Here is a 15,514-nt window from a genome sequence, read left to right as displayed (position 1 = left end):
GAAACTAAGAGGCAGTGCTATTTTTTTGTGATTTTTTTCTTTCCGTCACATATTTTTGACAAAGTATTCAAACAACTGACACAACATCACCCAATTTTTAGGTAAAAACTACTTTATTTTTGAAGTGCATGGGTGTAAAGTACAGGTATAAATAACTAGCCGAATGAAAATCAAGGGTAAAAGTTCACCGAGTAAACCATTTTAAAAACGGACTTTTATTTGTGAATAATTGAACAATCAGTGGACTTTTTGTGAAATTCTGAGCATGAGGAATTCGAATCATTCGGCATGTGAAAGTAAGGGAGGATGTAGGCTGTGAGTGAGCTATTTTTAGCAAGATTTCAATTTGCCTCAACGACATTATTTCATTTTATTTTTGTTCCTATGTCTATAGGTTTGGTGTTTATCGTCGCATTGATGCAGACCCTTTATGTGGTGAAGAAAAAAGACATCTATAAAAAGATGGCGAAGTTTTGGGGTCATCTTTTCTTAATCAACTTTGCAGTAGGTGTGGTGACAGGGATTTTGCAGGAATTTCAGTTTGGGATGAACTGGTCTGACTATTCAAGGTTTGTTGGTGATGTCTTTGGTGCACCGCTTGCCATTGAGGCACTATTAGCCTTTTTCCTTGAATCTACATTTATTGGACTATGGATTTTCGGCTGGGATCGTCTACCGAAGAAAATCCACTTATTGTGTATTTGGCTAGTTTCCCTTGGTACAATCTTTTCGGCGTTTTGGATTTTACTCGCCAACTCATTTATGCAGGAGCCAGTCGGATTTGTCATTAAAAATGGCCGTGCAGAGATGAATGATTTTGGAGCTCTTGTGACGAATCCGCAGCTCTGGGTTGAGTTCCCGCACGTTCTGTTTGGTGCGCTGGCAACAGGTGCTTTCTTTATTGCAGGAGTTAGTGCCTATAAAATGATCAAAAAACAAGAAATCACCTTTTTTAAAAAATCATTCCAGATTGCCATGGTACTCGCGCTCATTTCGGGCTTGGGTGTGGCGTTCTCTGGACATGATCAAGCGAAGCACCTAATGAAATCACAGCCGATGAAGATGGCAGCAAGTGAAGCCCTTTGGCAGGATAGTGGAGATCCAGCCGCTTGGACACTTTTTGCCAACATTAACACAGATAAAAAAGAAAACTCTGGAGAAATCAATATTCCGTTTGCTTTAAGTTATTTGGCTTATCAGAAGTTCAGTGGAGATGTTCCAGGCATGCTAACACTTCAAAAAGAATATGAAGCGAAGTTTGGCCCAGGAGACTACATTCCTCCAGTAAAAACGACATTCTGGAGCTTTAGAATCATGGTTGGTGCAGGAATGCTCATGATTTTTGCTAGTATGATGGGCTTGTACTTGAGCTTTAGAAAGAAACTTGAATCAAACAAATGGTATTTACGCTTTATGGTTTGGATGATTGCGTTCCCGTTTATTGCGAACTCAGCCGGCTGGATCATGACTGAAATCGGGCGTCAGCCGTGGACCGTCTTTGGCATGATGACGACCGCTCAATCGATTTCACCGAACGTATCTTATGGCATGCTGTTATTCTCAGTCATTAGCTTTACGACCATTTATCTGATTCTTGTCATCGTGCTTGCCTACTTATTCATTCGAGAAATTAAAAAAGGGGCACATTCTGAAGAGGATACAGATCAAAAGGATGAAACGGACCTATCTACAGATCCATTTGATGGAGGCGCATATCATGGCATATCTTAACGAGATTTGGTTTATTCTTGTCGCATTATTATTTGTTGGTTTTTTCTTCTTAGAAGGATTTGATTTTGGTGTAGGGATGTCTATGCAGTTGCTTGGAAAGGATGCGCATGAGCGCCGCATTTTAATCAATACGATTGGTCCTTTTTGGGATGCGAATGAGGTGTGGCTCCTTACAGCTGGCGGCGCTATATTCGCAGCGTTTCCTCACTGGTATGCCACGATGTTCAGTGGATACTATATTCCATTTGCGGTTCTCCTATTAGCGCTTATTGGGCGGGGGGTCGCCTTTGAGTTCCGAGGGAAGGTCGAGAAAGCTTCTTGGATCAAAACGTGGGACTGGGTCATATTCTGTGGCAGTCTACTTCCGCCGTTTTTGCTCGGTGTGCTATTCACAAGTATTTTACGCGGGATGCCAATTGATCAAAGCATGAATATGTACGCTGGTTTCACAGACTTTGTGAATCTTTATTCAGTGATCGGCGGGGTGTTAGTGACAGTTCTTTGCCTCCTGCACGGATTGATTTTTGTCACACTTCGTACAGAGGGAGATTTGAGACAGCGTGCAAGAAAGCTTGGCCAGCGTATCTTGCTGATCGCACTGCCAGTTCTTGTTCTATTTGTCGGTGTGTCCATCATCGAAACAGACATTTATACAGTCCGCCCTATCATCACCATTCCTTTAACGGGGCTGATTGTGGTTTGTTATATAGCGGCTCTTGTCTTTATGAGAAAAGAGCGTGATGGCTGGACGTTCTTATTCACAGGAGCAGGCATCATGGTGACTGTGACGATGCTTTTCACCGCATTGTTCCCGCGTGTGATGATTAGTTCAATCAACCATGCGTTCGATCTCACCATTCAAAACGCTGCATCAGGATCTTATTCACTTACGGTCATGACGATTGTCGCCATTTCTTTGCTGCCTTTTGTGCTTGGGTATCAAATTTGGAGCTACTATGTCTTCCGTAAGCGTGTAAGCGGTAAGGAGCCAATGACTTACTGATGGATAAACGCTTGCTTCAATTAAAGGGAATGAGAGGGCTTCTTGCCCTCTTAGGTATTGTGTCACTCATTCAAGGAGCAAGTATAATTTTCCAAGCACAGTGGCTGGCACATGCCATAACAACGCTGTTTGATGGGAAAAGCCTCGCGCAGGCAACGCCTTATGTTTTACTGTTTCTTGCTGCCTTTCTTGTGCGGCACGGTCTCACCTTCATTCGGGAGAGAGTCATGTTCACTTATTCTTCCCGAATTGGAGCAGACGTACGAAAGCAGCTGTTAGATCAACTCTTTCGTTTAGGTCCAGCCTTCACAAAGAAAAAAGGAACAGGAAAGCTTGTGACATTAGCGATGGAGGGAATTGCCCAATATCGTCAGTATTTACAGCTGTTTTTGCCGAAAATGGTAAACATGGCCGTAATCCCGGTGATGGTTCTTGTCTATGTTTGGACACTAGATGAAACATCTGCCGTCATTTTAATTGTGACGCTGCCGATTTTAATTGTTTTTATGATTTTGTTAGGCCTTGTCGCCCAGCGTAAAGCGGCCAAACAATGGAGATCGTATGAGAAATTATCCAATCATTTTACTGATTCCCTCCGTGGCCTTGAAACACTTCGCTACTTAGGTATTAGCAAAAAGCACTCTCGCAATATCGCGGAGGTGTCAAAGCGATATCGAAAGGCGACAATGAGCACACTGAAGGTCGCATTTCTTTCATCGTTTGCTCTCGATTTCTTTTCCATGTTATCGATTGCGACCGTTGCTGTATTTCTTGGCTTGCGATTAATTGAAGGGGAACTTCTCTTATTGCCGGCTTTGACAGCACTTATGCTGGCTCCGGAATATTTCCTACCAGTACGTGAAGTGGGAAATGATTATCATGCGACGTTAAATGGAAAAGAAGCGAATGAGGCCATTCAGGTCATTTTAGATGAAAAGGGCTTCCAAGCGCAGGAGACACAATCCATGCAGCTGAGCCGGTGGAATGAACAAGATGTGCTCACGCTGCAAGATATCTATGTCCTGCATGATGACCATGCACCGTATTCCATTCAAGATGTAGACCTGACTGTCAACGGAAAGAAAAAAATTGGAATCATTGGTACCAGTGGTTCAGGAAAATCAACGTTAACAGATGTCCTCGGCGGCTTTGTTGAACCGTCTTCAGGTCAAATCACGCTAAATGGCCAGAAGCTTGTTCATTTACAGCTGACGGCATGGCAAAAGGAAGTCGTTTATATGCCGCAGCATCCCTATTTATTTCACATGACATTAAGGGAAAATATTCGTTTTTATGAGCCAAATGCAACAGATGAAGAAGTCGAAAAAGCTGTGCAGGAGGCGGGCTTATCTCAGCTCGTAGCGGAGCTGCCAAATGGGCTGGATGAGGTCATTGGAGAACAGGGAAGAGGGCTAAGCGGCGGACAGGCGCAAAGGGTTGCGCTTGCTCGGACTGTGCTGGGACAGCGGTCGATCATGCTGTTAGATGAACCAACGGCGCATCTCGACATTGAGACAGAGTATGAATTGAAGAAAACGATGCTTCCGCTGTTTGAAGATAAACTAGTGTTTTTAGCAACACACAGGCTTCATTGGATGCCGGATATGGATGAAATCATTGTGATGGATCATGGAACCATTGCAGAAATGGGAACACATGAATCATTAATGCAAAGAAAAGGTGTGTACTATCAATTGGTACAGGAGCAAATGGGGGCGGTCACACATGGTCAGTAAAGGCTGGTTTATACCTTATATCAAGGAGAATCAAAAGCTGTTTGCCTTGGTCCTTTTTTTAGGAGCCATTGCGGTGTTCTCTGCTTCTATGCTCATGTATACATCAGGATTTCTGATTTCAAAAGCTGCCACAAGACCTGAGAATATTTTATTGATCTATGTCCCAATCGTGGCAGTACGTACCTTTGGTATTTCACGCTCAGCTGCTCGTTATGCAGAAAGGCTAGCGGGCCATCAGCTCATTTTGACGATGATTGAAAAAATGCGGGTGCGTCTGTATGACATGGCTGAACGAAGTGCCAAACAGACAAAGCTTGGTACAGGTGAAATGCTCGGACTCTTATCAGAAGATGTGGAGCGATTACAGGATGCCTATTTAAAAACAATCTTTCCATCCATTGGTGCGTTGCTTTTATATGCGGCATCGATTGGGGCACTTGGGCTTTTCTCATGGCCTTTTGCTGGATTAATGCTGCTCTATATTGCTCTTCTTGTGTTTATTTTCCCATACGTTACAGTGCTTGTGAACCGGGTGAGACAAATTCAAATGAAAAAAGACAGAAATGAATTGTACAATCTTTTAACAGATGCGGTCATGGGCGTCAGTGACTGGTTGTTTAGTGGCAGGCAGAACGATTTTGTTGATGGCTATGAACAGAAAGAAGCGCAGCTGTTAGTACTTGAAGCGACCAAACATCGGTTTATCCATCTACGTCAATTGTTTGCGCAGTTGATCATTGGAGGGGCAGTCGTGCTCGTGGTGTATTGGAGCGGCTCAGTCGTTCAGTCAGGATCTATATCACACACGCTCATTGCAGCCTTTGTGCTTGTGCTGTTTCCGTTAACAGAAGCCTTTCTTCCACTGTCAGATGCGGCAGGTGATATTCCTGGTTATCAGCATGCCGTCAGTAGATTAAATCGTTATGAAAAGCAGTCGTATGAAGGAGAAACTGAGAGGGAGTCAGTGGATCTGACAACCATTTCTCATGATGAAGCGGTCTGTTTTGATCAAGTAACCTTTGGATATGAGGCGGATCAACATGTGCTTCAAAACCTCTCGTTTTCGCTTAAGCAAGGGGAATCACTCGCTCTCTTAGGAAAAAGCGGTGCAGGAAAATCGACCATTTTAAAATTGTTAGAAGGGGCAGTCGTCCCAAATCAAGGTGTTGTCAGCATTCAGGGGAAACCGGTGCAACGCATTCAAGAGAACGTGTCCTCCTATGTGTCTGTGCTCAATCAACAGCCTTATTTATTCGATACGTCTGTTTTAAACAATATTCGCTTAGGCTCTAAAGACGCGACAGAGGAGCAGATCAAAGAAGCGGCGAGACAGGTACAGCTGCACGATTACATCGAATCTTTGCCAGAAGGCTATCACACAGGTGTACAGGAGACTGGGGTTCGTTTCTCAGGTGGAGAAAGGCAGCGTCTGGCGTTAGCTCGGATTTTGCTGCAAAACACACCGATTGTTGTATTGGATGAGCCAACTGTCGGACTTGATCCACGGACAGAGCGTGAATTGCTTGAAACGATATTCCGTGTGTTGAAAGGAAAAACAGTGATTTGGATAACCCATCACCTGACTGGCTGTGAGGCGTGTGATCGAATCATGTTTATTGAAGATGGTCACATTGAGATGCAAGGACAGCACAAGGATTTACTGAGAGAAAACCACCGTTATCAAAAGCTGTATGAGATGGATCGTCCGTGTGAATGCCACCGTAAATGGCCTTGTTGATCATAAATGGGGTCCATCTGTTTTTTATTGATTAAAGGAGCTGAAAAAAGGAGACGAGGTAATCCTGACGTCTCGTCAGGAAAAAATCGAAGTCATTAAGGTGCAAAGGCTATCCGCGTGAAGAGAAGTCAAATGCTTTTTTCAGGTACGCCTTTACACAGAATCTCAATTTCATCACATCTACTGGGACATTTGATCATGTACGATACTCATGAAAAAAGATGGGTTGTATTACACAGCTAATCTCCTCATAAAAAGGCGGATACACAAAGGTGTATCGCCTTTTTTTAATGCCTTCCGCAAAAACAGCTGTGAAAAAGATTCATAGGCCAATAGATATGGTTTGTCGTATAAATAGGGGCGTTTGTCATATAAATGAGTTGGCAATTTTTATATCTATTCAGTAGAATATGAGTATTGAAGAGAACTGCAAGCGTATACAACTTGTTCATCCAAGGCAGATTCTTCACCTTAAATAAGGAGGTCGATCTTATGCTGAGTAAAAGACTGACGCACATCTTAAGTCAGCTGATGGCGGCTGAGACTCCTCTCACAAGCGCTGCGCTTTCTGTCAGCTTACAAGTGACAAGCCGCACCATTCGTACAGACATCAAGGAATTGAATGACCGTCTTTCCCCTTATCAAGCGGCTGTATCAGCTGTTAGAGGAGCTGGCTATGAGCTCTTGATCAAAGATGAGAATGCCTTTCGCCGTTTTATGAAAGAGGAGGTGGAACAGGAGAAGCCGCTGGCTGTTCTGCCGGAGGAGCGTGTCCGATTTATTTTAAAAAGGCTACTTCTCGCAGATCCGTACGTGAAGCTAGAAGACTTACAGGAGCAGCTTTTTATTAGTAAATCAACGATGAGTAATGATATGAAGTGGGTCAAACGTAAGCTTGAGCCCTTTGATCTTAAGCTAGAATCAAAGCCGAGTAAAGGGTGCCGGATTAAAGGATCTGAGATGAAAATCCGTTATTGTATGTCAGAATATTTATTCAATGAACGCCGTTCCTATCAAACGATGCTGAATACAGCTGTCACCATTTTGCCAAAGAGTGAGCTAGAATTAATTCAGAAAACCATGATTGATTATATCAATGAGGAAAAAATGAATCTATCTGACATATGCATGAATAATTTAATTGTTCATGTCGCCATTGCCTGTAAACGAATTAGGCACGGAAACTATGTTTCTGTTCTTCCAGAGGAAATGAACGAAATCCCGCAGGCAAAGGAATACAAGGTAGCAAAAAAAATGGTTGAACGTCTTGAAGGGCTGCTTGATGTCTCCTTTCCACAAGAGGAGATCGTCTATATGGCCATTCACTTGCTAGGGACTGCCAAAATGGTGCAGTCTTTTTCTTCGAGCGGTCAAAAACAAATTGTCGATGATGACACAAGCCGACTTGTTCAGCTCATGCTGAAAGCCATTGATCAAAAATTGCAGCTAGATTTAGCTGCTGATGCGGAATTAATGCTTGGCCTCAGTCTGCACTTAAAGCCAGCCATGAACCGGTGTAAATATGGCATGAACTTACGAAATCCGATGCTCGATGAGATAAAAGCAGGGTATCCACTCGCCTTTGAAGCAGGGATTATTGCGAGCAGGGTCATTGAAGAAGAGGCAGGTCTGTCCATTCATGAGAAAGAAATCGGATATATGGCGCTCCATTTTGGTGCTGCTTTAGAGCGTAGAAAAATGGAGATTCCGCCGAAGCGCTGCCTCATTGTCTGTGCATCTGGTGCAGGGAGTGCAAGGCTATTACAGGATCGTTTGCATTCACAATTTGGGTCCAAACTGACCATTTTAGGAACAGCAGAGCTTTATTCACTTCCACATGTCTCTTTACATGCCCTGGATTTGATTATTACGACGATCCCTATTCATATGGATTTGCCGATCCCGGTCATTCAAGTGAACACCATTTTGGGAGGCGGTGACTTTTTAAAAATTGAAGAAGCCCTGACGAGTGAATCAAGAGTGACGTTGGCCTCTCAATATATGAAAAAGGAATTGGTCTTTACAAAACGCGTTTTTCAAACAAAGGAAGAGGTCATGACTTTTCTCACGCAAAAAGTCATCGGTATGGGGTTAGCACCAGTAGAGCTCACACAATCTGTGATGGAACGAGAGCAGGCTGCACCAACCTCCTTTGGGCATTATACAGCGATTCCCCACCCTATGACCCCGCTGACAGACGAGACGTTCTGGGCAATATGTACATTAGAAAAACCCATCATTTGGGGAGAGAAAAAAGTTCAATTTGTCTGCTTGCTTTGTGTTGAAAAAGAGAATGCCAAAGATTTGAAAGGAATGTACCGTCTGCTGGGAGAGCTTGTGCATAATGTGAAATTCATTCAGCATCTCATCGCCTGTGATACCTTTGAAGACATGCTAGATGTGATGTATAAAAAGGCCCCTTCGTACAAGAACTAACAGTGTGATATTAACTTTTTCCGCTTCCTTAAGGAAAAAGTATGGGTGTTTATGAAAGCGGTTTCATAATATGATGATTGTGTAAAGAAAAGCTTCACACTTCTAAAAGGGGGGGTTACACATGGACATCTTATTGGTTTGCGCAGCAGGTATGTCAACAAGCTTACTTGTCACAAAAATGGAGAAAAGTGCACAAGAACAAGGGAAAGACTATCGTATTTGGGCGGTATCTGGAGATGCTGCAAAAAGTCATATTGATCAAGCCGATGTGCTTTTATTAGGACCACAGGTTCGATATTTATTGCCACAAATGAAAAAGCTCGGAGCAGAAAAAGGAATACCAGTAGACGTCATCAATACGGTGCATTATGGCGTGTGTAATGGCGCCGAAGTTCTAAAATCTGCTGAACAGTTAGTGAACGGATAAAGGGGGCGGAAGGGATGAATGGATTCAACCGATTTCTAGAAGAGAAGGTCATGCCGTTTGCAGGAAAAATTGCCGCTCAAAGACATTTACAAGCATTGCGTGACGGAATCGTTTTAACCATGCCTCTCATTATTGTCGGTTCACTGTTTCTCATTTTAGCCAACCTTCCGATCCCAGGATACAGCGATTTTATGGCAAGTATCTTTGGAGACGAATGGGCCACGAAGCTATCCTATCCTGTGAATGCAACCTTTGACATTATGGCACTTGTTGCGACCTTTGGGATAGCCTACAGGCTTGCTGAAAAGTATGCTGTCGATGCACTATCATCTGGTGCGATCGCTGTCGCGGCTTTCCTTTTGGCGACACCATATCAAGTGCCTTTTACACCCGAAGGCTCAACAGAAGCCATCTTAGTGAATGGCGGAATTCCGGTCACACTTATGGGTAGTAAAGGGTTATTCGTTGCCATGATTATTGCCATGCTTTCAACAGAAATTTATCGCTTCATTGTGCAGCGAAATATCGTGATTAAAATGCCTGATGGTGTACCGCCAGCAGTTAGTAAATCGTTTATCGCACTTATTCCAGGTTTTGTGGTCATCACGCTGATCTGGGTCGCTAGACTTGTGATTGAGATGACACCTTTTGAGAGTATTCATAATATCATCACGGTCTTAATTGGCACACCGCTTTCTATTCTTGGGGGAAGCTTAGGGGGAAGTATCGTCGCCATAGGTGTACAAATGCTCCTCTGGGCTTGTGGTATTCACGGAGCAACGATTGTCGGAGGCGTCATGGGTCCGATTTGGCTCGGTGCGATGGATGAGAACCGTCTTGCGTTTCAAGCAGGAGAAATGCTGCCGAATATTTTCACAGCGCAGTTCTTTGAAATTTTCATCAATGTCGGCGGAAGCGGCGCGACACTTGCTTTGGTGCTGACGATGATCTTACGTTCCAGAAGTAAACAAATGAAACAGCTTGGTCGACTAGCCATTGGGCCAGCCATCTTTAACATCAACGAACCGATTATTTTTGGAATGCCGATTGTGATGAACCCAATGCTTCTTATTCCGTTTATTCTTACGCCAATCATCATGATCATCACCACATATATCGGAATGAGCACAGGACTTGTGGCAAAACCCGCAGGAATCGCTGTCCCATGGACAATGCCACCAATCATTTCAGGCTATCTCGCTACAGGCGGGAAAATCTCCGGTGCTGTCATGCAGCTGATCAACCTCGCGTTGTCATTTGCTCTATACTACCCATTCTTTAGAATGTGGGATAAGCAGAAATTGAAAGAAGAAAATGAACTGGATACAAAAGCATCAACTGACGAAAATGTCGTCAGCATGTAATAGAGGGAACAAGGGGGATGCGGCTGATGGAAATGGAACAAATTGTGTTTCAACTCATCTTGCATGGTGGAAATGGCAGAAGCTCAGCAATGGAGGCCATTACATGTGCAAAGCAAGGAAACTTTGATGAGGCGAAGCAAAAATTGCAGGAAGCACAAGACGCTTTAAATGAGGCGCATCACGCACAGACAGAGCTGATCCAAGGAGAAATCAGAGGAGAAAAGGCTGACATCAGTCTCTTAATGATTCATGCACAGGATCATCTCATGAACGCCATGACTGTCAAGGAGCTTGCAGCGGAAATTATTGAGCTCCATGAAAAAATGAAACAATTCGGAGGTGTTAATTCATGAAAGACGGAATCAAAATTGTCACAATAGGCGGTGGATCGAGCTATACGCCGGAACTGGTTGAAGGTTTTATCAAACGGTATCAAGAATTGCCTGTGAAGGAATTATGGCTTGTGGATATTGAAGCAGGGCAGGAAAAACTAAATATCGTAGGTGCTTTTGCGAAACGTATGGTCGAAAAAGCAGGTTTGCCCATTGAGGTACACCTGACCATTGACCGACGGGAAGCTCTGAAGGATGCTGACTTTGTCACGACACAATTTCGTGTAGGACTGCTGGAAGCACGAGCAAAAGATGAAAGAATACCACTCAAATATGGCGTCATTGGTCAGGAAACGAATGGGCCAGGTGGTTTATTTAAAGGTCTTCGCACCATCCCAGTCATTTTAGATATAGTGAAGGATATGGCAGAGCTTTGTCCAGAGGCTTGGCTTGTGAACTTTACAAATCCAGCGGGGATGGTCACAGAAGCTGTTTTACGCTACACGAATTTGAAGAAGGTGGTCGGTCTATGCAATGTGCCGATTGGGATCAAAATGGGGATTGCAAAGGCGCTTGATGTGGATGTTGAACGCATTGAAGTGCAGTTTGCCGGCCTCAATCACATGGTGTATGGATTAGATGTGTATTTAGACGGGGTCAGTATTATGGATCAGGTGATTGATGAATTAGGAAATCCAAATAGCCAGTGGTCCATGAAGAACATTGAGGCGAAAAACTGGGAGCCTTCTTTTGTCAAAGGCTTAGGGGTCATTCCATGTCCGTATCATCGTTACTACTACAAAACGAAAGACATGCTGGAGGAAGAGCAAAAAGCGGCCCAAGAAAAAGGAACAAGAGCAGAGGTTGTCCAGCAAGTCGAGCAAGAATTATTTGAGCTATACAAAGACCCTGATTTATCGATTAAACCGCCGCAGCTCGAAAAAAGAGGCGGGGCTTATTACAGCGATGCTGCATGTAATTTAATCAGCTCTATCTATAATGATAAGCATGACATTCAACCGGTTAATACAGTGAACAGAGGAGCGATTGCCAGCATTCCGGCTGAATCAGCGGTTGAAGTGAACTGTATCATAACGAAGGACGGCCCAAAACCAATAGCGACTGGTGATCTACCTGTGGCTGTGAGAGGGCTCGTTCAGCAAATCAAATCATTCGAACGTGTGGCAGCCGAAGCTGCTGTGACAGGAGATTACGAGACGGCTCTTGTCGCCATGACAATCAATCCACTCGTCCCTTCTGACGAAATTGCAAAGCAAATGTTAGATGAAATGCTAGAAGCGCACCGTGAGTATTTACCGCAATTCTTCAAATCAGTGAACGCATAAAACGAAATGGCCCCTTGATGGGGTCGTTTTTTATAATCTGACCATATGGAAATTTGAGAAAGAAGTGTATGATAGGATGGTTTCCAAGTTTTGGCATAGTGGTGCTGTTTTTGTAAGCCATCATCGCCACCTTTTTTCCTGAAATCTTTTATTTGATTGAAAGAAACCATGGCGTCAAAGGGAAAGGGTGGATGTATGCAGGGGGAAAATTGTGTGTGTATCGGTTTTGTTTTGGTGGACGATTTGATGGAAAGTGAGTTATCCAAATAAACCCGCAAATCTCATCACTTCTTTTTATTGATTCTCTTTCGTCGATACTTTACAAAGGTAACGGAGAAGACGATGGTTGAAATCCCGAGAAACTTAAATATAAATCGAGTGAGGAACGGTGAATCCTCGAAGCCTGTAGGCACTATGCATGATCCAATGATGACCAGTAAGTCAAAAACATAAGCATCACTCCTGAGTTTTTTTGGAATAGAAGAACATCATTTCCATTATACAGTGAGATGGAAATAAACAAAAAAAGAACCCTTCATGAAATGAAAGGTTGTTTCGCTTGTTTATGCCTGCTTGACGACCGAGTCGACTTCTACTGTCCAGCCGAAGATGTCTGGCTGTGTCCCTTTTTGGATGCCCGTAATAGCTTCGTATAATCTTTTCGATACTTCGCCTGTTTGACCATTTTGAATGACATATGGTTGATCGTGATAAATTAACTCACCGACAGGAGAAATCACGGCTGCCGTCCCTGTTCCAAAGATTTCTTCAAGTTCGCCTGATTGGTGTGCGTCAATTAATTCATCAATTGAAATTTTGCGTTCTGTCACAGGAATCTCCCAATGCTTTAACAGCTCAAGCACAGAGTTACGTGTGATGCCTTCTAAAATGCTGCCGTTCAATTCAGGCGTCACGATTTCTCCATTAATTTTAAAGAAAATATTCATGCTGCCCACTTCTTCAATGTACTTTTTCTCGACCCCATCAAGCCAAAGAACCTGTGAGAACCCTTTGGTTTCAGCGACTTGCTGTGCCTTCAGGCTCGATGCATAGTTTCCAGCTGTTTTGGCATTTCCTGTTCCACCCTTAACGGCACGGACAAACTCGTTTTCAACCGCAATTTTCACCGGATGGATGCCTTCTTTATAGTATGATCCCACTGGAGATAGGATAATGAGCAGCTTATACGTGCTTGACGGTGCAACACCTAAATATGGCTCAGTGGAAATAATGAATGGACGAATATACAAGGAAGTGCCCTCTGCATCAGGTACCCAGTCCTTATCAATGCGAATGAGTTCATTTAAGCCCTCTAAAACCGTTTCTGTATCAATTTGTGGAATACACAGGCGGTCATTGGATCTGTTTAGGCGTTCCATATTCTTTTCTGGACGGAATAAGAGAATTTTTTGATCCTCAGAAACATAGGCCTTCAAGCCTTCAAAAACAGACTGACCATAATGATAGACCATAGAAGCTGGATCCATTGGAATTGCCTGATAAGGGATAATTCTTGGATCATACCAGCCTTTATCAATTGAATAATCCATCACAAACATGTGATCTGTGAATATTTTTCCAAATTCAAGTTGATCAGATTGAGGTTTTGGTTTTTTTGTTGAACTAAGTTCAACGCGGATGGGTTGTTTTGGCATTGTAAATCTCCTTGCTGTTTGATTATTTGAAAATTCTAATAATATGAAATAATTATGATTCTATTCTATACCTTCACAAAATATTAGCAATAGGTTTTCTGGAATTCAGACAAGAAAAATCTGTTAAAGTGCTTTCCTCTCCTCTTCTGTTCGTTTTACTGATGTCACCCTTTTCAAAACAGAAATAAAATCCAAATGATTATTAAATGATTAATCTGACAATTTAAAACAAATGGTTTTCTTGTAAGATATTCTTTCAAACATACACCTTTAGACTATTACATTGCAAGGAATAGCGTCATTTAATTTAAACCGATAAAGTAAGAAGAGAAGCGAAGGAAGCAAGGAACAACGTACGATGTGGCAGCAAACGGAAACGACAAAAACCCTGAAACCAAGCAAAAACCTTTCAGCGTATTAAATCGGCATTTATGGCCAAAGCGGGATCAACAATTTACATGAGAGGTGGTACATACAAATTGATTATCCATCATTCAGGGACAAAAAAAGTTCCTGTTGTCTTTCAGGCTTATGAAAAAGAAAAACCCCGCTTTTTCAGCAAAATCGGGCAGGGCCATATATCATTTTGCAGCGATAGGAGGTATTGTGCTGGTGTAAAGGGTGATGACAGCAGAAATTAACGCAGATGCGCCTTATTTAATGGATGGAGTAGCTACTGCTATTATCGGTTTTTCAGTCATAGGAGCAGGAAAGCCAAATGCATTTGGCACTTTTATTGGTAATGTGCTCATCGGTATTTTGTAAATGGACTTGTGGTGATGTCTGTCCCTTATTACACAATGGATAATGTGAAAGGATCTGTGCTTGCACTTGCATTGGCGCTGACTTCTTACAACCAGCGCAACTAAGATGTATTTTTTTAAAACCATTCGAGTCCTCTCTCCGTCTACTTAACGGAAAGCAGTGTAATAGCTGTTTTCCAAAAGGAGATGACAAAGAGAAATGAATATGTCAGCAACTCATGTAGAAGATTTGAAAAGTGTCATGGAAGACTGGAAAAATGAATTATTAGTATATAAATTTGCATTAGATGAAATGGATACAAAGTTTTCGATTATTAGTCAGGAATATAACTTAATCCATGGACACAACCCAATAGAGCATACAAAATCACGAATCAAATCCTTTGAAAGCATCGTGAATAAACTAGCAAGAAAAGGGTGCGACATCACCACACAATGTGCCAAGGAGAACATTCATGATATCGCTGGTGTCCGCATCATCTGCTCTTTTATTCAAGATATCTATAATATTATCGATGTACTGAGGCAAAGAGAGGATTTAAAGATTCTTGAGGTAAAGGATTACATTCAACATCCAAAATTAAATGGCTATAAAAGCCTTCATTTAATTGTTGAAATTCCTGTCTACTTAACGAATCGTGTGGAGCATGTGAAGGTTGAGATACAGGTGCGGACCATTGCGATGGATTTTTGGGCGAGTCTTGAACATAAAATCTATTATAAACTGCAAAACGATGTCCCTCATCAGCTCACCGATGAGCTAAAGGAAGCGGCAGATATCGCCCATTACTTAGATGAAAAAATGCAAAATATTAAACGAGAAATTGATTAAAAAGATAAAAAAGAGTAGCTGTTTCGGGACTGACCCCCGTTTTTGAGACAGGGATCAAAACACCTTTATACAGCCAATTGCCGATAGTTTATCGGTGATTGGTTGTTTAGTTTTGTTTGAATACGAATGTTGTTATAATAATAAATGTAT

The 15,514-nt window shown here is 42.6% G+C and carries 12 protein-coding genes and 1 pseudogene; 11 read left to right on the top strand and 2 right to left on the bottom strand.

Annotated elements, in window-relative coordinates; genetic code table 11:
• Positions 1–315: 315 nt before the first annotated feature.
• From WAX46_RS04975 to WAX46_RS04935, 9 genes are all read left to right on the top strand, one after another.
• Positions 316–1,731 carry a cytochrome ubiquinol oxidase subunit I gene (locus tag WAX46_RS04975; protein ID WP_226567325.1) on the top strand — a complete coding sequence of 472 codons (1,416 nt, stop codon included), beginning with the start codon at positions 316–318 and terminating at the stop codon, positions 1,729–1,731.
• Positions 1,718–2,734 carry a cytochrome d ubiquinol oxidase subunit II gene (cydB, locus tag WAX46_RS04970; RefSeq protein WP_226567326.1) on the top strand — a complete coding sequence of 339 codons (1,017 nt, stop codon included), beginning with the start codon at positions 1,718–1,720 and terminating at the stop codon, positions 2,732–2,734. Before WAX46_RS04975 ends, cydB begins: the two co-directional genes overlap by 14 nt.
• On the top strand, positions 2,734–4,470 hold the full coding sequence (gene cydD / locus WAX46_RS04965) for a thiol reductant ABC exporter subunit CydD (protein ID WP_226567327.1): 1,737 nt from the start codon (positions 2,734–2,736) through the stop codon (positions 4,468–4,470). The genes cydB and cydD overlap by 1 nt, the downstream gene beginning before the upstream one ends.
• Complete coding sequence (gene cydC, locus WAX46_RS04960; protein ID WP_226567328.1) at positions 4,460–6,208, top strand: thiol reductant ABC exporter subunit CydC; 1,749 nt, start codon at positions 4,460–4,462, stop codon at positions 6,206–6,208. Before cydD ends, cydC begins: the two co-directional genes overlap by 11 nt.
• Before the next feature lie 492 nt (positions 6,209–6,700).
• Positions 6,701–8,644, top strand: coding sequence for a BglG family transcription antiterminator (locus tag WAX46_RS04955; RefSeq protein ID WP_226567329.1), 1,944 nt, complete (start codon positions 6,701–6,703; stop codon positions 8,642–8,644).
• A 121-nt stretch (positions 8,645–8,765) separates the two neighbouring features.
• Complete coding sequence (locus WAX46_RS04950; RefSeq protein WP_226567330.1) at positions 8,766–9,071, top strand: PTS sugar transporter subunit IIB; 306 nt, start codon at positions 8,766–8,768, stop codon at positions 9,069–9,071.
• A 14-nt stretch (positions 9,072–9,085) separates the two neighbouring features.
• A complete protein-coding gene (gene celB / locus WAX46_RS04945; RefSeq protein WP_226567331.1) occupies positions 9,086–10,435 on the top strand; it encodes a PTS cellobiose transporter subunit IIC in 1,350 nt (449 codons plus the stop codon).
• 26 nt (positions 10,436–10,461) lie between these two features.
• The gene (locus WAX46_RS04940; protein WP_226567332.1) at positions 10,462–10,788 is read left to right on the top strand and encodes a PTS lactose/cellobiose transporter subunit IIA; all 327 of its coding nucleotides are present in this window, start codon (positions 10,462–10,464) and stop codon (positions 10,786–10,788) included.
• Positions 10,785–12,113 carry a 6-phospho-beta-glucosidase gene (locus WAX46_RS04935; protein WP_226567333.1) on the top strand — a complete coding sequence of 443 codons (1,329 nt, stop codon included), beginning with the start codon at positions 10,785–10,787 and terminating at the stop codon, positions 12,111–12,113. The genes WAX46_RS04940 and WAX46_RS04935 overlap by 4 nt, the downstream gene beginning before the upstream one ends.
• Before the next feature lie 563 nt (positions 12,114–12,676).
• On the opposite strand, the gene WAX46_RS04930 is transcribed toward WAX46_RS04935, so the two are convergent.
• Positions 12,677–13,768 carry a branched-chain amino acid aminotransferase gene (locus WAX46_RS04930; RefSeq protein WP_226567334.1) on the bottom strand — a complete coding sequence of 364 codons (1,092 nt, stop codon included), beginning with the start codon at positions 13,766–13,768 and terminating at the stop codon, positions 12,677–12,679.
• A 585-nt stretch (positions 13,769–14,353) separates the two neighbouring features.
• Between WAX46_RS04930 and WAX46_RS04925 the strand changes: the two are divergent.
• Both WAX46_RS04925 and WAX46_RS04920 read left to right on the top strand, forming a co-directional pair.
• A pseudogene (locus WAX46_RS04925) lies at positions 14,354–14,637 on the top strand (ABC transporter permease); the annotation flags it as partial.
• 94 nt (positions 14,638–14,731) lie between these two features.
• Entirely contained in the window at positions 14,732–15,364 is a 633-nt protein-coding gene (locus WAX46_RS04920) for a GTP pyrophosphokinase (RefSeq protein WP_226567335.1), read from the top strand.
• A 65-nt stretch (positions 15,365–15,429) separates the two neighbouring features.
• On the opposite strand, the gene WAX46_RS04915 is transcribed toward WAX46_RS04920, so the two are convergent.
• On the bottom strand, positions 15,430–15,514 hold an 85-nt coding region (locus tag WAX46_RS04915), incomplete at its 5' end, for an IS3 family transposase (RefSeq protein WP_160282791.1).

It is taken from the genome of Bacillus sp. FJAT-53060 (assembly GCF_037104745.1).
Classification (GTDB): domain Bacteria; phylum Bacillota; class Bacilli; order Bacillales; family Bacillaceae; genus Bacillus; species Bacillus stratosphericus_B.
The sequence above is the reverse complement of the archived record's forward strand: the minus strand, read 5'-3'. Positions and strand labels throughout refer to the sequence as shown.